This window comes from Halopseudomonas salina (genome assembly GCF_008641105.1).
Window position 1 is genome coordinate 288,613 of sequence record NZ_VTTI01000002.1, and the last position, 24,854, is coordinate 313,466.

Consider the following 24,854-nt stretch of genomic DNA (forward strand, 5'->3'; position numbering starts at 1 on the left):
TCTCACTGAGGTTCATAGCTTACGGAGGGGCTACCAAAAGACAGCAAGCTTTCACGTCTTTTGCAACTGAGATCTGCTTGAGCGCCTAGCAATTTAGAGTGTCGCTGATAGCTGGAACGCACGATTGCATGATCTCGAGATGTTGAACTATCTGGACCTGACTCGATAAACAAATCAAGCCTCAAGCGATTTTCACAATACGCCTGCCCGGTATTTTTAGGCAGCACGCCATACTGATTCATCCGCATACAAGCCTCTTCAAACTGGTGCTGAGCTGCGGGTACGCTGTTGCTTTTTTTAGCGTTATCAACTACCCAGCCCAGAATACGAACAATCGCCCCTTGCTGGTCTAGCTTTGCCTTTCTTCTTTGTTGTGCATCTTCTGAATTATCAAACACAGCATCAAATGATAATGGCTCGCTAACTAGGGTCAGCAACAGAGGCCCTAGCGCAGCGGGCACCGCCTCGACACACCATTTCCGCAGTTCTTCGGCATTTTGGTATTGATTAATCGAGCTGGCTATCCTCCCTGCCCGCCCTGGCCGTGTCAGCAGCGACTCATAGAGGGACATAATCATATCCACCTGTATTACCCGACGGTGGGCCATCCACATTGACATCCCCAACAGCAGCTCGGCATCCAAACCCACCGCGCTCAGCACGTTGATCTTGGAAATAAGATCAGCCGCTTCCGGGTCAATCCAGTCAAGCGGGCGGCCGTGATTGCGGTGCAGTTCGCGGCGATAAATATTGATCAGCTCAACCATTCCCTGATAGCTGACCGCGAAGCTGAACTCGCCACTTACACCAGCACCGGCCATAGCGGCAGCTTTGAGCTTGAGTACGAGCCGCCCATTATGTAACGACAGCATGGCGTTGGCTTCGGCGCCCAAACCGATGGCGCCGCCTGCCCCAACGGTGAGGTCTGCCATGCTAAGCCATTGATTGGCGTCGCTGGTTTCAACAGAACCGGCTTGTCCGCCGGGAATGGTACGCATGGCGGCCAGGCCTGTAGGTGGCGCCCAATTGAGCGCGCCCGTAAGCAGAATGCCCGCTTGCACTCCGGCAAAAAGATTGAAGGATGCCTGTGCGCCCTCTTGCACATTCACGCTAGGCCCCCGGCCGGTGGCGACGGGGGCGCTGGTATGCGTGCTCTCGCGCGATACCTTGCGTGGCGATTGTTCTTCGTCCGGCCGCGTTATAGGCTCTTCGCCGAGGCGCGTTGCAGGTTCTTCGGCGCTCAGGGCGGTTTTCCCCCACAGCGGGCCGTTGGGCGTGATCTCTATTTTGGCTACAAGCAGCAGAGAGGCGCCGGCGTAACCCCAGGCTCGCGCGGAGAGGTGCATGGAGTAGCGGCCCAAACTCATCGGCAACATCTCACCAGCATGGTTTTGATAGTGAACGGTAATCTCTTTGGCAGCGCTGCGGGCGGGATAATCAACGCTGAATATCTCGACCTCGCCGCGGGCAAGGTCGATACTCAGAGACGCCTGTGCTGATGCCTGGACTCCTTCTGCAACACTGAAACTCGGGCCTTCTGCTGAGGCTGAGCTGTGAATATTGCTTTGCGGCGGTGTAAGACAACGCACCAGTTGCGCCTGAGGACTGGAATCAAACAACCGCATGTCATCGCGAATGTCGGCACTAAACAGAACCTGTTTCAGTCTGAGTCCCCAATCCGCTCGCACGGCGGCATCTTCCAGCGAATCAACCTTGAGCTTTTCCTGCTGGAGATAGGCATAAAACTTCTCCATCTCAAACCAGCCGTCTTCATCAAACCAGTCGCTTGCCTGGTCATCAATCTTGAACCCACCCGCATTTTCCAGCCAGGCTTCTAACAAACTCTGTTCGCTGGAGCGTTTGCCTGATGTATCAGTTGGGATGCGCTGGATACCTTTTACAACGGCGTCCACCGGCTTGGTTTTGATGTCTTTCTTCAGTTGCTCTGCGATGCCTTCAAGGTTAAACAAACTGAGCGCTCTGACCGGGCTTTCAGGGTTATCAGGCAAGCTCATTTCGCTTAGTGGAAAGCCGGCGCGCACCAGTCGCTCTGCCGGTTGCGGCTGAAAATGTTCAGGCTCCCACAGCAAATGACGCTGGGTTTCTCCGTTTTGTACATTGAGCTCAGCTTGGCGCTTGAGATCCTTCTGTACTTGCTGCAACGCCTCCCACTCTGCTCTTTCTGCAGCCACGAGACCCGCAGGCGCATGCATGTTGCTGCCGGTAGATTCTACCCAGTTACGGTACTTGGTTTGCAGGCGGTCATTCACTTCTTGCTGCTTGAGCTGGGCATCCAGATACTGGCGAAAAACTGTCACACCGGCAGTTACATCCTCCTCCGATGCCGGGATCAAGGCGAACTCGGGTAAAGCCAGACCGTAATCGGCCACTTTTATAATGCTTTCGACGTAGTCGATGAAATCGAGTTTGCCACGTGAGGCGCGCAGCCAGGCGCTATAGGACTTGACCTTGCCGCGGCACTGTTTCGTGCAGTTCTGCACTGCCTGGTGCCGCGACTTTGCTTTGGCCAAGGTATCAGCCAGCAAGGCCACATCGTAGTCCGGCAGTTGACCTTCGTTCATCACCTGGCTGCGTTTACTCAAATAGTCCTGCACACGCCGGCGGGCTTCCATGGCTTCTTTCGAAAACAGGGCGCCGTTCTCGTAGGTGTAGCCCTCCTTCTTGGCCTGGAACAGAGCCTTTGCCTCCAGCCGCTGCCATTCATAGTGCAGCGCATCCAGCCGTGCAGTGGCTTGACGCACCTCGGCCAAGGTTCTCTCGAGATGCCGCGCAGCTGCTCGGCCCTCTGCAGTAAACGGGTTGCCCATCGGTGGGCGGTTAAAGGGAGAATCCGGCAGTTCTCGCGCATCAGAGAGGCGCTGCCATGCTCGGCTGCGATTCGCTATTTCCGGAAATTCTGCCTCTATTGCCTGCGCGCGCTGTAGATCCTCGCCTTCCAGGAAATTGGTGAGCTTTGGCTCCATGAAATACTCGAGCAAGCCCAAATCATCCAACCCCCGCTTGCGTTCCTCGGGCGACATTTCTGGGGAGACGCTGTCGGCCAGCTCTTGCAAAGCTTCCTGGATGGCTTCGGAAAGCTTTTCTGGGAGAAGCCAGAACTGCCTTTCTTTCGTGGCGTAAATAGCTGTCGCGTAGGTTATGGCGCAGGGCGGCAATGCTTCCTCGCCGGGTGCCTTGCAGCTATCCGGCACCGACGGCTCCTTACCGAACGCAGTTGCATTGTGTGAGCTGTCGTTTGAAGCGGGCGCCGCCGCTGCGGCAGGCGATGCTGCGGTCTTCACAGCTGATGCAGCAGAAAAAGAGCTGGGTGCAGGTACGCTAAGATTCCAACCAGCCCTGACGTAGTCTGCGTTCTGAATGAATCGGTTAAGCCGTTGCAGCTCATTGGTCGTCGTACCGTATTGAGCCGCAATGCTGGTTAGCGTTTCCCCACTTACTACCAGGTGATTAGCAAGTTCCATGATGACTCCATTCATCCTGTGCGCTAGCCGCATTATTCAGGGGAACGACGGGCAGATCCGCCAGTCGCTGCACCTTGAGATAGGCCGCTCCCTGTGACTCCAGCACCCCAATAACATCCGGCCTGGCCTGGAGCAGTGAACCGCAGATTAACTGGCTTAGCTTGAGCAGATGCCGTCCTTGACTAATCCGGTGTTCAGATAAAAAAGCGAGGTTGGCGACTATCCGCTGCAGGCTCTCACCTTGTGGTCGTCCAAAGTGCTGGAAGTGCTCATCAACCCAATACACCCAAGCAAACATATGCTGTGCCACGGAACACTCGGGCGATAAATTGAAGCGTGTAGATGGCGGAACTGAGGGCCTGTCCGTGCCTGCGCGCCACGCGATCCAACGCTTTGAAGTCGCGCCCACGTGCTTTGGTGCCGGGCTCAAAACAGCGCTCCAAGGACCTATCAACTGCGATGACGCCATCTCTACTGTGCTGGCCAGAGCAGCCCAAAGTTCAGCGCGGCAATAACTCAAAATGCTCTGACCACCGGTTCCATCATTGGCTTTCAGCAGCCAACGCGCGTGCGTCAGTGCTTGCTGCATGTCACTGGTGACTAGGCAGAGTCCGGCGTTGCGCTCGATACACAGATCAGCAGCGAGTGCTTTTAACTCAGGGGTACTCGCACCACCAACCCAAATGGGCCCCTGCTCTGCCAGTGCTTCAAATTCTGTGCCTATAAATAAATTGGTCGGTTCCAACGGTTGGCCTAACCCATAAAGACGCGCCAAGGCATCCGGCTGACGAGCTTGGTCGATGATGAAACACAGCGCTCCACTATGCCCTGCGCCAAGCTCCTGAATTTCACTACGCGGGCGGTTCAGAAATGAATCTATTGTCAATTCACGCATGGGCAATCCCCTCGACTACAGGCGCCGTTGCTTTGCTTGCCACACAGAGGAGTGATACCTGAGTCACTTAATCTGCGTGGTAGCGGAGCCAAGGTGTCGCCCGCGTGATCGGTAGCGGCGCCTTTTGCGATACCTGGAATTAGAGGTGCCGCCCCACTCCCCTTACCCGGACTACCCCCGGAATTCACCTTCACACTGGGCCCGACCAGAGTGACACCACTCGGATCGATCTTGATAAAGCTACCACCCGCTTTGAGAGTGATTTCACTGCCCGCTTCGATGACCATCTTCTGCCCGGCCTTCAGGTGGATCTCGCGACCGGCCGCGACCATGTAACCTTTGCCAAGACTGACATGCTGAGTTGAGCCGACGGTCAGGTGATCATTGGCCTTTATTTCGGTTTTGCGATCGGCATGTGTGGTGTGGTGCTCTTCTGCCATGAGCTCGGTGTAGCTGTTGGCTTCTACACGATCGTGGCGTTGGTTGCCGACGCGGATTTTCTGGTTGTTCTCGATGTTCTCGTCCCAGTCGCGCTGGGCGTGGATGTAGATCTGTTCCTGGTCCTTCTTGTCTTCGATGCGCAGCTCGTTGTAGCCGCCTCCGCCCGGTGAGCTGAGGGTCTTGAACACGCTGCGTGTCTTGTTGGCGGGTAGTTCGTAGGGGACTGGATGCGTCTTGTGGTAGAGGCAGCCGGTGACCAGGGGTTGGTCCGGGTCGCCTTCGAGGAAGGTGATGAGTACTTCCATGCCGACCCTTGGAATGGCGATGCCGCCGTATTGGTTACCGGCCCAGCCTGAGGCTACGCGCAGCCAGCAGCTTGTACGTTCGTCGCCCTGGCCTTCGCGATCCCAGTGAAACTGCACCTTGATGCGACCGTATTGATCGCAGTGGATTTCTTCGCCCTTGGGGCCGGTGACCACGGCGGTCTGGGTGCCCAACACTTTGGGTTTGGGGTGATCGAGTTGCGGGCGGTAGTGGACATCCCAGGGTGCGGCGGTGAACTGGTTACGGTAGCCCTGGGTGAATCCGTCTGGTTGTTTGGTATCACTGGTGACGGATTCTTCCAGTACCTGGGGCTGTTTGCCCTCGTGCTGGATTCCCACGACTAGCCAGAGGTCGTTCCATTCAGTGCGCGGATGCTCTGACAGCGTCAGAAAGTGGCCAGTGACCAGAGTGGGCACATCACTTTTGCCCTCGGCTAGACGGTAATCGCTGCGGTGCCGTTCCAGGCTGCGCTTGGCCAGTTGCTTGCCGCGGGCGCGTTCGGTGAAGCGGCCGGGGTAGTCGTAGTCTTCCAGGTCGGGCAGCGGAGTGGGTGCCTCTTCGCCTTCTGCTCGCTGTTCGGCCTTGTGCGCAGCCTCCATCAACAGATGCGGCTTCTCAAAATCGTAGTCGCGGCGGGTGACGCGGCTGGGGCGGGTTTCGATACGCATGGCAAAGCGTTTGATGACGGGCTCATCGGCGACCAGGCCGCTGTCTTGAATGTAGGCCGTGGGGCGGTCCAGCTTGGGAAATCCGGTCTGATCATCGCCGAACACCAGCAGGTGGTTATCGACGCTGTGTTCAAAGTGATAGTGGATGCCTTCTTCTTCGCACAGGCGCTGGATAAAGTGCAGGTCGGTTTCATCGTACTGGGTGCAATAGATCCGCTGCGGGTACTCGCTGTTGAGCTGGAAGCGGTGGGCGTCGGCTTGAATGCCGTGGTCGTTCAATACCCTGCTAATGATCTCGGGTACGGACAGATGCTGGAAGATGCGTTGGTTGGTGCGGTGGCCCAGGTAAGCCAGATGCGGCACCAGGTCGATGTGGTAACGGGTCAGCCGTTTGCCGGCATCGCCCTGGGCGACGCGGTGGATCAGTCCGTGGATGCCCTTGCCCTGGCCGGCGAAATTAAAAAACGCGGGCTGTTGCAGCAGTGCTTCAATGTCGAGATCGGGGCGTTCGCTGACCAGTTCCAATTGAAAGCGGTAGGGCTGGCTGATGGCTTCGGTGCCGGTGAAGGACAGCACCTTGAAGTCATGGGCGTGGCCGGGGATATCGACTGTGAAAGCGGCCGTGTTGGCAGGGGTGAACATCCGATGTTCCTTGTGCTGGAGTTGCTGCGCGCAGATTATCGCAGATCAGCAATATCGAAAGCGTGAGCCAGTCGGCAAAACGGCGAGCTGAAAAGATAAACAGATCAAAGGGATAGGTGTGCAAGAAGTTGCGCAGTGGTGGCTGATGAGAGTGATAAACCCAAAGTCAAAATGGGTTCCCGCGTACGCGGGAATGACGGGTTTTGGGGCTGAAGCGAGGGGTGTGTTGTGCGCCACCTGATCAGTTCAAACGCAATTCCGCTTGGATCCCCGCCTTCGCGAGGATGACGTTCGCTGAGAGAGCGGAGTCCTGTCTGGTGGCATCGAGGATGAGCCAGAGCTCGTCGTCTTGAGTGCCGCGCACCTCGTCATTCCCGCGGGCACTTCTCCTCGCCCTCGCCCTCGCTCACCCTCACCCTCACCCTCACCCCGTCATTCTCGCGAAGGCGAAGAACCATTGGTTCAAAGGGCGGGTTTATGCATTGTGGAATAACGGGGGCCTCCTAGATCCGCTTGCCCCGGCTTCAACCGTTAGCCAGCGGATTCTGGTCGTTTAACCCGGAACCAAAGTGAATACAGCGCCGGCAGAAACATCAGGGTAATCAGCGTACCCACCAGGGTGCCGCCAATCAGCACATACGCCAGCGGGCCCCAGAACGCATCCAGGGTCAGGGGCACAAAGGCGAACACGGCGGCCAGTGCGGTCAGCAATACCGGGCGAGTCCGGTGTACTGTGGCTTCAACTACCGAGCTGAACTGATCCATACCTGCCGCGAGGTTGTCATCGATCTGTTTGGTCAGAATCAGCGTGTTGCGCATAAGAATGCCCGCCAAACCAATCAGGCCAAGTAGTGCAACAAACCCAAACGGCTGGTTCCCCACCAGCAGCGCCAAAGTGGCGCCGATCACTCCCAGTGGCGCTGTTGCCAGTACCATGAAGGTGCCTGAGAAACTGCGCATTTGGAGCATGATCACGATCATCATCAGTCCCAGCATGATGGGCTGCACCTTGCGGATGGAATCCTGGCCCTTGGCTGACTGTTCAACCGCGCCACTGATCTCAATGTGATAGTCCGGTGAAAGCGATTCGCGCAGCGACTCCAACTGCCCCCAGAGCGCCATGGTGACGTCCGGTGGCTGGCCATCCTGCACATCCGCCTGCACCATGATGTAGGGCTCACGGTTGTAATACTTGAGTACCGGCTCCTCACTGACGAATTCGATTAGCCCTGCCTGCTGCAAGGTAATGGTCCGACCATCGGCCGTGCGCAGCGGCAAATCGGCAAAGTTGTCCAGGCCCTCCGGCGCACCACGGATCATCAGTTGTACGCTGCGTGTATTTTCGCGCAGCACGGTGACTGGCTGGCCACCCCACTGCACCTGAAGCTGTTCCGCCAGCTCCAGCGGTGTCAGCCCGATCGCCAGCAGCCTTTCGTTGTCGAGACGCAGGCGAGCGGCGGGCACGCGATCGCCCCAGTCCAGGTTGGCGTTGATGATCTGCGGATGGGTAGCCATCACATCCCGGACGTCGTTGGAGACCCTGCGCAACACATCCGGATCAGGCCCCATGACACGGAAGCTGACCGGCCAGGCAACTGGCGGGCCGAACACCAGTTGATGTACTCGCACCCGAGCTTCTGGAAACTCGCCGGCTGCTACCCGCGCCTGCATGTCTTCTATGATGCGATTGCGGCCCTTGTCGTCTTCGGCAATGGCGATAACCTTGGCGAACGCGGGGCTTGGCATCTCGGGATTCAGGGAGATGAAAAAGCGTGGCGCGCCGGCACCCACATAGGCTGCGAGGGAGCGCACATCTTCGTGCTCGACCAGAATCGACTCTACCCGGCGGGTCACCTCGTCGGTGGCGGCAATGCTGCTGCCCTCGGGCATGAATACTTCGACCAGCACTTCGGGGCGGTCAGATGACGGGAAAAACTGCTTCTGGACCGGCCCGCTCATGCCCACCACAGAGAGAATGAACAGCCCTACCGTGGCCGCCACGATGGTCTTGCGATAACGCACGCAGCCTTCTATCAGATTACGAAAACGCTGATAGCCACGCGTCTGGTAATGCGCTGAATGACTATGCGCTGGCTTGGTGCTGGGTTTGAGCAACATCACCCCAAGAAAGGGGGTAAAGACCACGGCGACCAACCACGAGGCCAGTAGCGCAAAAGCCAATACCCAGAAGATATTACCGGTGTATTCGCCCACCCCGGAACGGGCAAAGCCGATGGGAACGAAACCAATGGCGGTGACCAGCGTGCCTGACAGCATCGGCGCAGCGGTTGCAGTCCAGGCATGGGCGGCGGCGCGGGTCTTCTCCCAGCCCTCCTCCATCTTCACCAGCATCATCTCGATCGCAATAATGGCATCGTCCACCAGCAGGCCCAATGCGATGATCAAGGCGCCGAGCGTGATGCGATCCAGGTTCATCCCGCGGATCAGCATCAGCAGGAACGTCAGACCCAAGGTGAGCGGCACGGCGATACCCACCACCAGCCCTGGACGCAGCCCCAGACTGACAAAGCTCACCAGCATGACCACCAGCACAGCGATCATGAACTTCACCTGAAACAGCTCGACCGCACGGCTGATGGCCTCGCCCTGGTTGGTCACCTGACGCAGTTGCAGGCCCAGGGGCATCTGCGCAGACAGTTCCTCGTATTGGGCCTGCAAGCGATCGCCCACCTCAAGGCCATCAACGCCCTTGTTCAGCACCACGCCGAGCATCAAGGCATCCTCGGCGAACGCCCGGACCATATAGCTTGGTGGATCTTCGTAGCCGCGGGTGACATCAGCCACATCCCCAAGACGGATCAGGCGGTCGCCCAGGCGCAGCGGCACATCCTCGATAGCGTCCAGATCGGCCAGATCAGCATCGACACGCCAATACAGACGGGACCCTTCGGTTTCTATCAGGCCTGCCGGCATCAGGCGGTTGTAGGCGTCCAATGCCTGGCCTATCTGCTGCGCATTGATGCCCAGTTGAGCCATGCGGTAGGAGTCCAGATCAACAAACACCCGCTGTTGCTGTTCGCCGATCAGACGCACTTTCTGCACGCCTTCAATGCGGTTGAAAATATCCCGCAGCCTTTCCGCCTCCTGTACCAGATGGCGTTGAGGCAGACCCGGTGCGGTCAGGGCGTAGAGGGAGAAGTACACATCGGAGAAATCATCATTAACGAATGGACCCTGCACACCCGGGGGCAAAACGCGCGCCTCGTCCTGCATGCGCTTGCGCACCTGGTAGAACACCTCGGGCAGGTTTTCCGAGGGGGTGTAGTCCTGGAAAGTCACCAGCATGTCGACCCGGCCGGGTCTGGCGGTGGTCTGGATCTTCTCGAACCATTCAACCTCCTGGATCCGTTTCTCCAGCGGGTCGGCTACCTGATCGCGCATCTGCTCGGCAGTCGCGCCGGGCCACGTGGCTGATACCACCATAGCCCGCACGGAAAACGCGGGGTCTTCGGCACGGCCAAGGGCGAGAAAGGAGTACACCCCGGCCACGGCTATGAGCAAGAGAAAGAACAGCGTGACCGAGCGCTCACGCACCGCGATCGCAGACAGGTTAAAACGCAACGGATCCCGACTCATGGCAGGGCCTCAACCTTCTGGTTCGGCTCCAGCAGGTGGGCACCCAAAGCGATGATACGCGTTCCTGAAGGCAGGTCGCTGTGGATGTACGCGCGCTCTGTATCCATGCGCACCAGTTCAACTGGCTGCCAATTGACCTGGCCGTTTTCCAGCACCCAGACGCCCATACCTGCACCTTGATCAATCAGAGCGCCAACGGGCACGCGCTGCAAGGCTGAACTGTCGCCATTGGTTGTGGTTGGCAGAATCAGTGTGGCACTGCTGCCCAAGGGCCATGCTGCCGGGCTATCTTCGATACTGTAACGGGTGCGCCAACTGCGCGATTGCGAGTCGGCCGAACCGGCCACCTCTCTGAGTTTTGCCTCGGCTTTCATATTGCTGCCATACAATTGAACCTGGGCCTGCTCCGGCAGCTGCTCACGGCGCCGCTCGGGCACGAACACCTCAATATCCCGGGGGCCGTCATAGGCCAGGGTTGCGACCGGCATGCCTGCAGTAACCACCTGCCCGACCTCACCACTGACTTCCAATAGAACTCCGTCGGCCGGCGCTCTCAACTCGCCGTACTCGTTGGCACTGCTAGCCTGAGCGAGGGCCGCCTCGGCTGCTTTGGCGCTCTGGCGGGCGGCGCGAGCCTGGGCCCGGGCGTCCTCGAAGGACTGGGCGGGGACCAGACCCTGCTGACTCAACAAGTCAAGACGGTCACGATTGGCTTCTGCGTTCTCAGCCTGGGCGCGTGCAGCCGCGACGTTTGCACGGGCAGCGGCGAGTTGCTGACGGATGTCGCGCGGATCAAGCCTCATCAGGACATCACCGGCTTTTACCTGCTCACCCGCCTGAGCCAGGCGCTCGTTGATCTGGCCGGAAATAAGAAAGCTCAGCGCCGCATCACGGCGCGATTGCACGGTACCGCTGAGCGTCCAGTGCTGTTCCTCGGCACTCTGGATCTCTGCTGCGCGCACCTTCACTACCGATGCTGCTGTCTCGTTCTCTTGCTCGGCACCGCAACCTGTAAGCAGTGTTATTGTCAGAACTGAAAGGAGGAGCGCACGCATAGCCGAGTGACCTTAGAAGCCAATTTATTTGGGCGTATAATTACAGAACGCCATCGTTCCGTAAATGGTTGTATTCCGTTAATCTTGTGATGAGTGTCGCAGAGGATTACGACAGAATGTATGCCCCGATAATCGCAGCGCCCCTACGCAGAGGTGAGCAAATGGGTGAAAAAGAGGTGCAATCGGCCAGCCCTGGCAGGCCGGTGGATGCAGAAAAGCTGGATCGTATACTCGATGCGGTGCTCGACTGTTTCGCAGACGGCGACATGCACTTCACCATCGAGGGTATAGCCAGGCGAGCTGGCGTATCGAAAGGCACTATTTACCGCAGGTTCGATAACGCAGAAGCGTTGTTGCGCGCAGTGCTCGAACGTCAGCATCAGGAAATGGCCGGGTTGGGTCCCCTGCCCGTCAACACGATTGATGATCTTCGCGAGCAATTGATTGTGTTAGGCACACAATTGCTCGCCTTTCTTACCAGTGACCAGGGTGTAAGGATCATGCGGACGGTCATCACCCACGGCGCCCGTCATTGCGAACATGGCGAGCTGATCTACCGGGATGGCCCCCGGGCTTTTGTGGCCCGCGCGGCGGCGTGCCTGGAGCGGGCTGCGGAGCTGGGAGAAATCAGGGTAGATAACCCTATGCATACCGCTGAGCAGTTGATCGGCATGTGGAAAGGTAGCCTGGTCCACGGTTTGCTCATGAACGGCTGTCCTGCTCCCGGGGCAGAGGAGTTGCGCTTTCGGGTCGAGTCAGCTGTCAATCTGCTATTGACCGCGTTGAAAGCGCATCAGCAGCAGTGACACAACCTACTCCTGACTCCCCTGTTCGACCCAGATCAACTCATCCGTATTGAACCCCAGCTCGTCAGTCCGCTCTACAAAACGTTGCTTTAGCTCCTCGCTGACCTCCGGAGAACGAGCTAGCAGCCAGAGGTAGCCGGTATCCGGCCCAGACACCCACGAATAACTGTAATCTTCCTTATCCAGTTCGAAGATGCCGTAAGCACCATAAAAAGGCCCGAAGAACGACACCTTCAGATAACCGGTATTCTCGTCCTCGACAAAATACGCCTTGCCCTCTGCTTCTTGCCACTCGTCCTTTTCCTTCGAATAACCACGATTGATAACGCGGATGCCGCCATCATCCCGCAGGCTGTATTGCGCGGTAACCTGGCTCAACCCCTTTTCGAAAGAATGATCAAGGCGCGCGATCTCGTACCAGGTGCCCAGATAGCGATCCGCCTCGAAATCAGAAACCGGCTTGACGTTCTCGGGTAATTTGACGCAACCGCCCAGTAGAATGGCGAGAAAAACGGGCATGAGCTGTCGGATATTCATTGGTCACCTATGATGTCTGTAGTTTTATTCCCACGGAGTGTAGCAATGTTCAGTGATCTGACCGTATCAAAGGGCTCTTATATCCCGAGTGTCACCCTTCCCGCTGGCCTTTCCACCGTCGCGTTCGCCGCGGCTCTGTGCAGTACCGGTATCCAGGCTGAAGACAATGTGCCCAGCTACGATGCGCAGCTGTCCGGTTTCGAGTACGCCTATCCGGTAGAGCGCTTCACATTTGACTCGCAGGGTCAAAAGCTGGAAATGGCCTACCTGGATGTTCCGCCCGAGGCTGACCAGGCCAACGGCAGGACGGTCGTGCTGATGCATGGCAAGAACTTCTGTGCCGGCACCTGGGAAGCGACCATCGCCCAATTGCATGAGTCGGGTTACCGCGTCGTCGCGCCAGATCAGGTCGGCTTCTGCAAGTCATCCAAACCCGAGCATTACCAGTTCACTTTTCATCAGTTAGCCAATAACACGCACGCTCTCCTGGATAACCTGGAGATCGAACAAGTCACCGTGATGGGGCACTCCATGGGTGGCATGTTGGCGACCCGGTACGCACTAATGTATCCGGAGAGCACTGAGCAGCTGGTCCTGGTCAACCCGATCGGGCTGGAAGACTGGAAGGCCCTGGGCGTGCCCTATCAGACCGTGGATGACAATTACCAGGGCGAGCTGCGCAAGAACGCCGAAGGCATCCGCGCCTACCAGAAATCGACCTACTACGTGGATACCTGGGAGCCTGAATATGATCGCTGGGTAAATATGCTTGCTGGCATGTACGCCGGTGAAGACAAGGAGCTGGTCGCCTGGAACCAGGCGTTGACCTCCGACATGGTATTTACCCAGCCGGTGGTCCATGAATTCGGCAAACTGCAGGTGCCAACTTTGTTGATCATAGGTGAAAAAGACAACACCGCTATCGGCAAAGCCCAGGCGCCGAAGGACCTGCAAAAGGAGCTTGGCCGTTACGACGTTCTGGGTGAGCAGGCGGCCGCAGCGATTCCGGAGGCAACGCTGGTCGAATTCCCCGACCTCGGCCACTCGCCTCAGATCCAGGCGCCCGAGCGCTTTCATGAAGCGTTGCTCAAGGGCCTGGCAGACAAATAGCCAACACCCGCCTCAGTAGCGAGCTGGTCTGAGTATTTTCAGACCAGTTCGGTTTTCTCACGTCGCGCTTTTTGAATATCCTTCCATGTAGCAACGCCGATCACTGCCAGAATAGCCAGTGATACCAGCGGCCAGATCAGTACATATGATCCCAGTATGAATGTTTGCATCTTGATTTCCTTTGTCTGGCCGGTGCGCCGAAACGCACCAGCGTATGAAACTGATCAGGTTCAGGCCTGGACACCAGGCTTGACTGGATCGTAATTGATTACTTTCTGATCGATCTGCGTGAAATCAAATTCGCTGGAACTGAGGAGGCTGACAACCACACAGACTATCGTGCTGACGCCATACGCCATCAGCGATGCGAGTAGAACTGTGTAGTCGCGCAAGAAACCGACGCAGAAAAAAGCCAGCGCGATGGCGGCTATCGTGGCGACAATCATGCCCACACGGCGCCCACCGAAACCGAAAGCCATCAGGCCGAGCACCACACCGCCACCAACCGCCGCCAGCAATTCGAATAACACCGGAATCACGCTGACCATGGGCAACAACTCAAAGCGAGCGATGCAGAACATCAGCAGGCCGGCGATCACCGCCGAGGTAAAAGCTGCATTGGTGACCCGGTTCCAGAAGCAACTGGCGATCACCGGGAACACAATGGCGCCCCAGAGCGCGCCGACGAATACCAGCATGATCAGAATATCCATCGAGAAGCTCGCGAGAATCACACCGATCAGCGTCGCGACAATCATGGTCAACCTGCCGATAAACAGCATTTTGGTCGGATCTGGCTTGTTCTTGGCGATATTCTTGCCGTAGACGTCGGCCATTACGATCGCTGACATCGCGGATAGATCCGAATCCGCGGTCGAGGACAGCGAGCCGATCACCAGAATGAAGAACAGCCCGATAAACACCGGCGACAGGTACATCGAAACCATTTGCGGGATCAGGTTGTTCATGTCGCCATCAATAGGCTCCATGCCTGTCATCAGCGCCATCAGGCCGATCATGCCCAGCCCGATCACGATCGCACCGTAGCCGATTGTTGCGGTGATGAATGTAGGCTTGATGTGGTCTTCGCGAACCGCGAACAGTCGCTGCGAGATGGTCTGGTTACCGATCGCGTAAGCCAGCACCGCCACAAAGAACGGAGCGCCCTGGTTGAGGATCGCGTCCATCGAGAACAGATTGGCCTGTTCTGGCGTGAGCAGGCTCATGCCATCGGACAGCGTGCCCGGCCCACCGAGGGCGAAGAGCACCGCAGGGATAATCAGGATTGCCACCGCCATCATCGCCATCAACTGCGCAAAATCGGTAAGCACCGATGCGCGAAAGCCCGACCACAAGGTATAGGACAGCACGCCGACCCCGGCGATCACCACCCCTGCCTGGAACGACAATGGAGAAAGTACCGAAACCAGCGCACCGGAGGCCGTAAAGTTGACCATCAGACTGATGATACTGCCCAGGATATTGGAGGACGCCAGAATCAGCTGGCTCGAGGACCCATGGCGGGCGTGAATCAGCTCACCCAAGGTGTGTGCGTTGGGCGCCAGTTCCCTGAAGCGACGGCCGAAAGGATAGATAAACAGAATCATCAGCGCGCCCCACAGCCCGTAATGCAGGGGGCCGGAAATGCCGTAGGTATATCCCGAGGTGGCGGCGCCGTAGAACGAGGCGGCCCAAATCCAGGTGGCGGTCATGCTGGCAGCGCCAAGCCCGAAGCCGATCTGATGGTTGGATACCATGAAGGCGTCGGTATTTTCTTTTTTCTTCTTGATTAGCAAGGTCAGCAGATAGGTGCCGCCGTAAAAGGCGACCAGCAAGGCAAGGACGGTCAGCGTCGAAAACTGATAGAAACTTTCTTTGTTCATTGAATACCCATAGGCTTTGCAGCCCGATCATCCTTCGTGGCAACCAGAATTCCATACGGAGCGGCAGCCACAGGACGTAAGCAAAAACAGAACATCTTTCTAGTTATGTCTGTAGCGAGATGAAGGTTGCGGTTGGCAGCCTCATAGTGCGAAAGTCGGCATCGAAAACGCCGTGATAGTGCGGCCGGAAGCCTCTCCGGTGACGGCCACCCTACTCCCTCGAGCTCGCCCCGTCCACGTACGAATATCCACAAGCAGCCACCAGCAGGCGCCCAAACCTTCTGACACGGCTACGGCAAGACAGCATCGGCTGCTGTCTGCGGGCACCACAGCGGCTACGCTGTGCGACAGAAACGTGTTTCCTACTGAAGGAGTAAAAAATGCTTATCGATCTGACTGGCAAGACGGCAATCGTTACCGGTTCAACCGCAGGTATCGGCCTGGCCATAGCCCACGGACTGGCTCGATCCGGAGCCAGCGTAGTGGTAAATGGCCGCACCGAGGCCCGCGTACATACTGCGGTAGAAGAGATACGGGCGGCCTACCCCGACGCCAATGTGCGCGGCGTGGCGGCGGATCTGGCGACAGCATCCGGCTGTGAAAAATTGGTCAACGCCGAACCCCATGCCGACATTCTGGTGAATAACCTGGGCATTTTCGAAGCAGTGGATTTCTTTGAAATCCCGGATGATGACTGGCAGCGCTTTTTCAACGTGAATGTGCTTTCCGGCGTGCGGGTATCCCGGGCCTACGCACCTGGCATGGTCGAGAATGGCTGGGGACGGATCGTTTTCCTGTCTTCGGAATCAGGTATCAACATTCCGACCGAAATGATCCATTACGGCTTTACCAAGTCGGCCAACCTGTCGGTCTCACGGGGTCTGGCCAAGCGCCTGGCTGGCACTGGCGTAACCGTCAATGCGGTTTTGCCCGGGCCAACTCTCTCCGAGGGCGTCATGGCGATGATCGAGCCGGCAGCAAAGAAACAGGGCATCAGCACCGAAGAAGCCGCGAGCCAGTTCGTCAAGGCCAAGCGTCCCTCTTCAATCATCCAGCGAGCGGCTACAACCGAAGAGGTCGCCAACATGGTGGTCTATGTCTGCTCCCAGCAGGCTTCCGCTACCACAGGGGCTGCCATGCGCGTCGAAGGAGGAATAGTCGATACGCTGACCTGATGACGTCAGAGCCAGCCTTTTCGTCGGAATACCAAGAGTAATCCAGCGGATACCACAGTCATCACTACCCACACTGCCGGATACGCCCATCGCCAGGCGAGTTCCGGCATGTGTTCGAAGTTCATGCCGTATACCCCGGCAATAAATGTCAGAGGCATGAACACCGTAGCGATAATGGTAAGTACCTTCATCACCTCGTTCATCCGGTTATTGATGCTGGACATATACAGATCCAGCATGCTGACCAACAATTCGCGAATGGTGTCGATTGTGTCGAGAACATGCACGCTGTGGTCTTGTACGTCGCGCATGAACAGTCTTGTTTCCTCGCTGATCAGCGGATAGTCATCCCGTGAGAGCTGGTTCAGCACCTCTCGTAGAGGCCAGACTGCTTTGCGCAGCATCAGCATTTCCCTCTTGAAATGGTGTATGCGTCGCAGAGTAGTGGGTTGAGGCTCGATAATGAGTTGATCTTCAAGCGCCTCGATTTCATCACCCAGTTTTTCCAGCAGCACAAAGTAATGGTCGACTACTGCGTCGAGGAGCGCGTATGCCAGATAGTCGGCTTGCATGAAACGAATACGCCGTCCTTCCCGCAGCCGTGCGCGTACACCGTCGAACATGTCATCAGGCAATTCCTGCAGCGAGAACACGTAATCCTTGCCAAGGATCAGGCTGATCTGTTCGGAATAGATCTGATGGTTGGTTTGATCGAACCGGAGCATGCGCAAAACAATGTAGAGATAGCCGTCGTAGGCTTCCACCTTGGGTCGCTGGTCGGTATTGAGAATATCCTCCAGTACCAACGGATGGAGACCCAGTAGCTCTCCCATCTCCTTCACCGCTGCAGCTTGGTGTACGCCGTCCATGTCCAACCACTTCACTCCGGGTAGCGCGAGCAGCTCATGACACGTCTGCGGAGTAACGTTCTCCCTGATCTGGAGATTCTCTTGGTCATAGACAACCACAGAGGTAGTGCACTCGAACTGCGCGTGGTCACCGATATGCACCAGAGTGCCAGGCGCCGCGCCGAGCTTTTTCCCACGTTTGACCACCAGCTTGCGCGGCATTTGATCTACCTTGTGTCGGTTGATATTTGCGGCCACCCAGGCTGCGCAAGCAGGAGTCAGTCCACTTTTGAAGCAGCGTCCGGCTTGAGAGAATACATCTGCTTATCGGCAAGCTGGAAAAGATTTTCCGCATTGGTGGCATCATCGGGATACACCGCCATACCAATACTCATACCGACTGATATGTCATGCCCCCCTATTGGCAAGGGCTTTATAACCTCAGTCAGCAATTTGTGCTGCAAAGTCTGCATGGCTTCCCTACTGCCCACCGACTCCAGCAGAAGTACAAACTCGTCACCGCCAACGCGCGCTACCGTGTCAACTTCACGCAGATGCGCCTTGAGGCGTTGGGCAACCTCTACCAGAACCTGATCACCGGCCATGTGACCAAATCGATCGTTGATCTGCTTGAACCTGTCCAGGTCAGCGACCATCAGAGCAAATCGTTGGCCTGTTCGCTGGGAACGCAATTGCGCCTGCTCAAGGCGATCGTTGAGCAATTTCCGGTTGGCCAGGCCGGTCAACGCATCATGATTTGCCTGTTCTTCAAGCAACACCTTGTTGCGCGTCAGCTCTTCATTAGCCTGTTTCAGTTCGACCGTGCGTTCGGTAACCCGACTTTCCAATCGTCGTTCACTTTCGCGCAGTGCATCAACCATCTTGCGATTAACGGCTAACGCCTCCTGCTGTGCAAGATCCTGTGCTCTTTGCATGCTGTTTATGCGATCAGCCAGCGCCAGCGAAAGGAGCAGCATCTCGGCGGCGGAACCAAACATCAAGGCGTTTGAAGTAAAGCCGTTGGAGGGCAGAAGGCCCAGGTTGTGCGATGCCATGACCAGTATGCTGACCAACAGGGATACCCAGGCAAGCACGAAGAAACGGGCACCTGGCTGCCCCCGATACAGACTGACTCCGCCGATGATCAGTGCGCTCAGAGCAAATAGCAGAGAGGTGACATTAACGATTACGGCACCGGCAAAGTAAGAAACGAACAGGGTAATCAGAAAGCACAGGGCAAACACCACGCCGAGTAGTGGCATAACCCAATGCATGTAGAGACTGCGCGGGGTAGAGCCAAGGAATCGCTGTGCAAACAAGGTCCCGAAGAACCCTGCAAGCGCCACACCGCCGGTAGGAGACAGGTGGGTCAACATGGCGTTGCTTGGCCACAGAAATTGCCCTGTCAGGCCGGCAAGACCGGCTTGCCCCAGAGCCAGGAAGCCGACAAAAGCCACATAGATCAGATACAGCTTGTCGCGCAAAGAGAGAAACAAAAAGAGGTTGTAAAACATAAGGCCGCCCAACAGCCCATAATAGGCACTGAGAAACGTATAGCTGAACTGATCCTCTGCCCATAATGCGTCAGGCTGCCAAAGGCTTACTGGCACTGACAGGGTGCCCGCAGACGATGTTTTGATAAATATCTGGTAGCGGGTATCCGGCTCAAGCTGCAGTTCGAAAAGATGATGCCGATGGGGGAATCGCTTGTCGACAAAGGGTACAAGGTCCCCGGCATGCTGACGAAGGTAGGACGACCCCTCAGGCGCAATGTACAGGTCAACACTGTCGAGTGATGCATGGGCAACTTCAAGAATCCAGCGCTCGGGTACCGAATTGCCAGTGGTAAAACCCTGATAGAGCCAAACCTGCGCGCGGGTTAGACCGAAGTTGGTGACAGAGGCCGATAGCGTATCGGCTTTGCTGAATTCACCCTGTGCCTGCAGCTGGATGGCTTGCTCCAGGGTAAGCCCGACACCATGGTGCTGGAGAGCGGAGAAGTGCGTGGACAGTGAATAGTGCGGCTCATTGTCTATCAGAAGCTCAGTCTGCGCAGGGGCATGCTGAGCGACCAGATATGTAAGGCAAAACACACAGAACAGCAACGTCCGCCTGGCGTCCCAAAGAAACTTGCGCTGCCGGACTCCCTCAATTATCTGCACGCGAACTCCGTTTCATGCCTTCAATCGACGACGTCGAATGGCGGCTGCGGATAGTATCAATCTGCCATTCATTACTCGCTACTACTTTAGTCTAGTCCGTTGGGTTTGACGATTCCTGGTTGGAGCGCAAAACACCCTTTGTATCAATCTCCACGGCATCGGGCGCGAACCATTTCAGTTTGTCGTGCAGGTGGACCACCTCACCCACAATCAGAAGTGTCGGCGGCGTGATGTTGGTGCTTTCCACCAGGCCAGGCATGGTGCTCAAGGTTCCGATCAATACTTTCTGATTGGCGGTTGTGCCCTGCTGCACAAGCGCCATCGGGGTATCTGCACCCCGGCCATGTTTGATAAGTTGCGCGCAAATCTCGGGCAGACCCACCAGGCCCATGTAGAACACCAGTGTCTGGCCCGGCGCAACCAGGCTCTGCCAGGCAAGATTACTGGTCCCATCCTTGAGATGCCCGGTAACAAAACGCACGGACTGAGCATAATCACGATGGGTAAGCGGTATACCGGCATAAGCGGAGCAGCCATTGGCGGCGGTAATACCGGGCACCACCTGAAAAGGCACGCCATGGGCGGCGAGTTCTTCAATTTCTTCGCCTCCACGTCCGAAAATGAACGGGTCCCCGCCCTTGAGGCGCAGAACACGCTTGCCCTCACCTGCCAGACGCACCAGTAACTGGTTGATCTGTTCCTGAGGGACAGTATGTTCGGAACGGGCCTTGCCAACATAGATACGCTCTGCATCACGGCGGCACAGGTCAATGATCGCGGTAGGCACCAGGCGATCATGCAAGACCACGTCTGCCTGCTGCATCAGCCGCAATGCGCGGAATGTCAGCAGGTCCGGATCGCCCGGGCCGGCGCCAACCAGATAGACTTCACCGCGGTAGTTCTGCCCTGCCTGATCCGCCAGTCGACTCGCCAGCAGTTCTTCCGCGGCCTCATCCTGACCAGCAAAAATGCGCTCAGCCACGTCACCCTGGAATACGTCCTCCCAGAAAACGCGGCGCTGATTGATCCCCGGGAACGCAGCCTTTACCTGACTGCGAAAGCGCTTGGCCAGTTGGGCCAGCTTGCCGTAGGTATAGGGAAACAGCGTTTCGATTCGCGCCCGGGTCAGTCGCGCCAGAACTGGCGCATGACTGCCACTGGAAATGGCAATAATCAGCGGCGAGCGATCGACTATGGCTGGAAAGATGACCGTGCACAGATCAGGTGCATCTACAGCATTGACCGGCAGAAACCGCGTCTGAGCATCAGCCGACACCCGAGCGTTGAGAGGCTCGTCGTCCGTGGCGGCAATAACCAGTTGGGTTCCGTTCATATCGTCCGGTTGATAACCGCGCTCAATGCACTCACCGCCACCGCTGTGTACCAGCTCGGCCAGCTGCTGCTCAATCTCGGGAGCAACAACGCGTAGCACCGCTCCGGCCTCGCTGAGCAGTCGCGATTTGCGCAGGGCAATCTCGCCGCCGCCGACAACCAGTACCAGGCGGCCCTGCAGATTATGGAATAACGGCAAATATTCCATGTCAGCCGATCTGTCCAATGCCGGGCATATAGGGCTGGAGGACTTCGGGGATCAACACGCTGCCATCGGCCTGCTGGTAATTCTCGAGGATGGCTACCAGGGTACGACCAACGGCCAGACCGGAACCGTTCAGGGTATGCACCAGTTCCGGCTTGCCGGTTTCCGGATTCCGCCAGCGGGCCTGCATGCGCCGGGCCTGGAAATCTCCACAGCTGGAACAGGAGGAAATTTCCCGGTACTTGCCCTGGCTGGGGATCCAGACCTCCAGGTCGTAGGTTCTGGTCGCACCAAAGCCCATGTCACCGGTACACAGCGCCAATACACGGTAAGGCAGGTCCAGCAACTTGAGAATATTCTCGGCGTGGCCGGTAAGCTCTTCCAGAGCGTTTGCAGAGTCCTCAGGTCGGACGATCTGTACCATCTCGACCTTGTCGAACTGGTGCTGGCGAATCATGCCACGGGTATCACGGCCTGCAGAGCCGGCTTCACTGCGGAAACAGGGTGTGTGGGCGGTCATGCGCATGGGCAGCTTGTCAGCGTCGATAATGCTCTGACTGACCGTATTGGTCAGGGTGACCTCCGCGGTGGGAATCAGATACAGATCACTTTGCTCCTCACCACGCGGAACACGGAACAGGTCGGCTTCGAACTTCGGCAGCTGGCCCGTACCCTGCAACGCATCAGCCTGCACCAGGTAAGGCGTATAGAGTTCCTCATAGCCGTGCTCGTTAACGTGCACGTCGAGCATGAACTGGGCCAGCGCCCGGTGCAGACGCGCAATCGGGCCACGCATCAATGCAAAACGGGCCCCAGACAACTTTGCTGCAGTCTCGAAGTCGAGGTAACCGTGCTGCTCGCCCAGGGACACGTGATCACGCGGATCGAAGTCAAAGTCGCGGGGTGTGCCCCACTGGCGGAGTTCAACGTTATCAGCCTCATCCTTGCCCACCGGCACGGATTCTTCTGGCAGGTTGGGCATGCTCAGCAGCAGCGCATCCAGTTCAGCCTGAATTTCCTCAAGCTCCTGTTTGGCATCGCTCAGCTCGGTGCCCATGCGCTCAACATCCGCCAGCAGCGGCTGAATATCCTCGCCTCGGGCCTTGGCCTGGCCAATGGACTTGGAGCGGCTGTTACGCTCCGCCTGCAGGGTCTCGGTACGGGTCTGAACTGTCTTGCGACGCGCTTCGAGACTTTCCAGCTGTGCAACGTCGAGTACAAAGCCGCGTGTGGCAAGGCGCTCGGCGACCATTTGGGGTTGGCTACGGACCAGTTTAGGATCAAGCATGAGTCATCATCTTATGGTTGCAGGGTGGCAGCCTGACTGGTTATCGCACCAGCGTCAGGCCGGCCCAGGTGGCGAGCAGACAAACGCACACACTGAGCAGAATGTATCCGAGGGCCATCAGGCTCTCGCCGTTTTCCATCAAACGCAGCGCGTCGAGGGAGAACGTGGAAAATGTAGTAAAGGCGCCAAGAAAACCGATAAAGAGTCCCTGGCGCAGGAGCGGCGCAAATTCCGGCCGGCTCAGCCACAGGCCATAAAGTATACCTATGATCAGGCAGCCGATCAGGTTCACGGCAAAGGTTGCCAGCGGAAATGCCTTTGGCCAGGTCAGCATGATCCACTGCGCGATGCCGAAGCGGCTCAATGCGCCGAGCGATCCGCCAAGAGCGATTGCCAACAAACTGCCACCCATGGGTACCTACCTCCTTTTTGTCCCGCTAGCCGCATCCAGGCTGCGCAGATATTCCAATTTCTGCCCGATCTTGAGTTCCAGGCCACGGTCAGCCGGCTCGTAGTAGCGCTTCGGCTCCAACTCCTCGGGAAAGTAATCTTCCCCGGCCGCATAAGCCTGAGGTTCATTATGCGCGTAGCGATAGCCCTCGCTGTAGCCCAATTCCTTCATCAGTTTGGTCGGCGCATTGCGCAGGTGCAGCGGCGGCTCGTAGGACGGCTGGCTGGCGACATCCTTCATTACGGCATTGAACGCCTTGTAGACCGCGTTGCTCTTGGGGGCGCAGGCGATATAGACCACCGCCTGCGCAACCGCCAGCTCACCCTCCGGGCTACCCAGGCGCTCCTGTACATCCCAGGCATTGAGCGCCAGGGTAAGCGCCCGGGGATCCGCATTGCCCACCTCTTCACTGGCCATGCGCACCACTCGGCGAGCAACAAACAGGGGATCGGCTCCGCCGTCAATCATTCTGGCGAACCAGTAGAGCGAAGCATCGGGATTGGATCCGCGCACCGACTTGTGCAGCGCAGAGATCTGGTCATAAAAGGCCTCACCACCCTTATCGAAGCGGCGCCGGGTATCGTTGAGCAGATCGCTGACAAGGGCGGTATCGATGGTACCGCCGTCATCGACAAGATCAGCAGCAATTTCAAGCAGGTTCAGCAGACGACGGGCGTCACCATCGGCCGCATCAAGCAATATGCCCCGGGCCTCGTCACTGACCGATAGCGCATGCCGCCCCAGGCCGCGCTCGACATCCGTCAAGGCACGATCGATCAGGATCGACAGCGAGTCTTCATCCAGCGCCTTGAGCACATAGACCCGGGCGCGGGACAACAAGGCGTTATTGAGCTCGAAAGAGGGGTTTTCAGTGGTGGCACCGATAAACAACAGGGTGCCATCTTCCACATAGGGCAAAAAGGCATCCTGCTGCGACTTGTTGAAGCGATGCACCTCGTCAACAAACAGTATCGTCTGCCGGCCGCTTTGCGAAGCCTGCTGACGAGCCACTTCTACCGCCTGACGGATATCCTTTACCCCGGCCAGCACCGCCGAAATACTCACAAAGTGCGCATCAGCCAGGGTGGCAAGCAAACGCGCCAGGGTGGTCTTGCCTACCCCCGGAGGTCCCCAGAAGATCATCGAATGCAATGCGCCCTGCTCCAACGCTACGCGCAGCGGGCGACTCGGTCCGAGCAGATGCGCCTGGCCGGTGTATTCGTCGAGTGTCGCTGGCCGCATGCGTGCGGCCAGCGGCTGATGCGTTCCCCGATCGGGGAAGAGGCCTGCCTCACTCACTGATGACATCGACTCCCGGTGGAATCTCGAAGGTGAAATCGCTTTGCTCAACGGATTCGTTGACCTTCACATCGCGGAACAGGATGTTGGTACGCTGACCTACCGCATCACTCATCTGCATGTCATTGATCTTGCCGTCCAGAAACGATAGGCGCAGATTGTCAAACAGGGTGTCGTTCGCCTTGGGAGTCAACAGGAACTCGGAGACACTGCCGCTCTCGATCACGGTAATGACAAAGTTTTCCTGTAGCTTGCTGACGTCGCCTGACAGCAACAACGCCGGTGTATGAGTCAGGCGTTTATCCATTTTCTGGATGGTCACCTGTTCCAGGTCGGGATCGTAGAGCCATATCTGCTCGCCATCAGACACCAGCAACTGCTCGGCAGGCGGAGCGGTATGCCAGCGGAACATCCCCGGACGCTTCAGGACCAGGCTACCTGTAGCCTCCTGCAGGTTGGCGCCGTTTGAGCTCAGCGTCATCTGGGAAAAGTCGGCGCTCATCGTATTGGCGCGCGACAGCAAGGTATTAAGTCGTTCTGCAGCCACAGCCTCTTCATTGGCCTGGGCTGCAATGGGCAGAGTCATCAGGCAAAGCGCCGCAAGGCTTGAGCGCAAAAGGTTTTTGATCATGATCAGGAGTATTCTCCGCTGAG

General features: G+C 57.4%; 18 protein-coding genes. 3 read left to right on the top strand and 15 right to left on the bottom strand.

Features of this window, described 5'->3' with window-relative positions; genetic code table 11:
- Positions 1 to 2: 2 nt before the first annotated feature.
- The 5 genes from FZF01_RS04770 to FZF01_RS04790 form a co-directional block, all read right to left on the bottom strand.
- Positions 3 to 3,482, bottom strand: coding sequence for a LysM peptidoglycan-binding domain-containing protein (locus FZF01_RS04770; protein ID WP_188434425.1), 3,480 nt, complete (start codon positions 3,480 to 3,482; stop codon positions 3 to 5).
- Positions 3,469 to 4,377 (bottom strand): DUF4123 domain-containing protein, encoded by a 909-nt coding sequence (locus tag FZF01_RS04775; RefSeq protein WP_150276999.1) that lies wholly within the window; start codon positions 4,375 to 4,377, stop codon positions 3,469 to 3,471. The genes FZF01_RS04770 and FZF01_RS04775 overlap by 14 nt, the downstream gene beginning before the upstream one ends.
- A complete protein-coding gene (gene tssI / locus FZF01_RS04780) occupies positions 4,365 to 6,452 on the bottom strand; it encodes a type VI secretion system Vgr family protein (protein ID WP_150277000.1) in 2,088 nt (695 codons plus the stop codon). Before tssI ends, FZF01_RS04775 begins: the two co-directional genes overlap by 13 nt.
- Positions 6,453 to 6,983: 531 nt before the next feature.
- Positions 6,984 to 10,049, bottom strand: coding sequence for an efflux RND transporter permease subunit (locus FZF01_RS04785; protein ID WP_150277001.1), 3,066 nt, complete (start codon positions 10,047 to 10,049; stop codon positions 6,984 to 6,986).
- Entirely contained in the window at positions 10,046 to 11,104 is a 1,059-nt protein-coding gene (locus FZF01_RS04790; RefSeq protein WP_150277002.1) for an efflux RND transporter periplasmic adaptor subunit, read from the bottom strand. The genes FZF01_RS04785 and FZF01_RS04790 overlap by 4 nt, the downstream gene beginning before the upstream one ends.
- A gap of 161 nt (positions 11,105 to 11,265) precedes the next feature.
- Between FZF01_RS04790 and FZF01_RS04795 the strand changes: the two genes are divergently transcribed.
- Positions 11,266 to 11,910: a TetR/AcrR family transcriptional regulator gene (locus FZF01_RS04795; RefSeq protein WP_188434423.1), complete on the top strand. Its 645-nt coding sequence runs from the start codon at positions 11,266 to 11,268 to the stop codon at positions 11,908 to 11,910.
- Positions 11,911 to 11,916: 6 nt separating this feature from the next.
- On the opposite strand, the gene FZF01_RS04800 is transcribed toward FZF01_RS04795, so the two are convergent.
- Positions 11,917 to 12,447 (bottom strand): lipocalin family protein, encoded by a 531-nt coding sequence (locus FZF01_RS04800; RefSeq protein WP_223825392.1) that lies wholly within the window; start codon positions 12,445 to 12,447, stop codon positions 11,917 to 11,919.
- 45 nt (positions 12,448 to 12,492) lie between these two features.
- On the opposite strand from FZF01_RS04800, the gene FZF01_RS04805 reads away from it, so the two are divergent.
- Positions 12,493 to 13,557 carry an alpha/beta fold hydrolase gene (locus FZF01_RS04805; protein ID WP_150277004.1) on the top strand — a complete coding sequence of 355 codons (1,065 nt, stop codon included), beginning with the start codon at positions 12,493 to 12,495 and terminating at the stop codon, positions 13,555 to 13,557.
- 38 nt (positions 13,558 to 13,595) lie between these two features.
- Here FZF01_RS04805 and FZF01_RS19525 read toward each other — a convergent pair whose 3' ends face one another.
- Entirely contained in the window at positions 13,596 to 13,727 is a 132-nt protein-coding gene (locus FZF01_RS19525; protein WP_223825393.1) for a putative transporter small subunit, read from the bottom strand.
- Between the two features lie 60 nt (positions 13,728 to 13,787).
- Complete coding sequence (locus FZF01_RS04810) at positions 13,788 to 15,440, bottom strand: sodium:solute symporter family protein (protein ID WP_150277005.1); 1,653 nt, start codon at positions 15,438 to 15,440, stop codon at positions 13,788 to 13,790.
- Positions 15,441 to 15,820: 380 nt separating this feature from the next.
- On the opposite strand from FZF01_RS04810, the gene FZF01_RS04815 reads away from it, so the two are divergent.
- Positions 15,821 to 16,615, top strand: coding sequence for an SDR family NAD(P)-dependent oxidoreductase (locus tag FZF01_RS04815; RefSeq protein ID WP_150277006.1), 795 nt, complete (start codon positions 15,821 to 15,823; stop codon positions 16,613 to 16,615).
- 5 nt (positions 16,616 to 16,620) lie between these two features.
- Here the strand turns inward: FZF01_RS04815 and corA are convergent, their stop codons facing one another.
- From corA to lolA, 7 genes are all read right to left on the bottom strand, one after another.
- The gene (corA, locus tag FZF01_RS04820; protein ID WP_150277007.1) at positions 16,621 to 17,685 is read right to left on the bottom strand and encodes a magnesium/cobalt transporter CorA; all 1,065 of its coding nucleotides are present in this window, start codon (positions 17,683 to 17,685) and stop codon (positions 16,621 to 16,623) included.
- Positions 17,686 to 17,741: 56 nt separating this feature from the next.
- Positions 17,742 to 19,625 (bottom strand): diguanylate cyclase, encoded by a 1,884-nt coding sequence (locus FZF01_RS04825; RefSeq protein WP_150277008.1) that lies wholly within the window; start codon positions 19,623 to 19,625, stop codon positions 17,742 to 17,744.
- 91 nt (positions 19,626 to 19,716) lie between these two features.
- The gene (gene cysG / locus FZF01_RS04830; protein WP_150277009.1) at positions 19,717 to 21,165 is read right to left on the bottom strand and encodes a siroheme synthase CysG; all 1,449 of its coding nucleotides are present in this window, start codon (positions 21,163 to 21,165) and stop codon (positions 19,717 to 19,719) included.
- Between the two features lies 1 nt (position 21,166).
- Positions 21,167 to 22,450, bottom strand: coding sequence for a serine--tRNA ligase (gene serS, locus FZF01_RS04835; RefSeq protein WP_150277010.1), 1,284 nt, complete (start codon positions 22,448 to 22,450; stop codon positions 21,167 to 21,169).
- A 40-nt stretch (positions 22,451 to 22,490) separates the two neighbouring features.
- Positions 22,491 to 22,862 carry a fluoride efflux transporter CrcB gene (gene crcB / locus FZF01_RS04840; protein WP_150277011.1) on the bottom strand — a complete coding sequence of 124 codons (372 nt, stop codon included), beginning with the start codon at positions 22,860 to 22,862 and terminating at the stop codon, positions 22,491 to 22,493.
- A gap of 6 nt (positions 22,863 to 22,868) precedes the next feature.
- Complete coding sequence (locus tag FZF01_RS04845) at positions 22,869 to 24,143, bottom strand: replication-associated recombination protein A (protein ID WP_223825407.1); 1,275 nt, start codon at positions 24,141 to 24,143, stop codon at positions 22,869 to 22,871.
- A gap of 49 nt (positions 24,144 to 24,192) precedes the next feature.
- Entirely contained in the window at positions 24,193 to 24,786 is a 594-nt protein-coding gene (gene lolA / locus FZF01_RS04850) for an outer membrane lipoprotein chaperone LolA (RefSeq protein ID WP_150277119.1), read from the bottom strand.
- Positions 24,787 to 24,854: the final 68 nt, after the last annotated feature.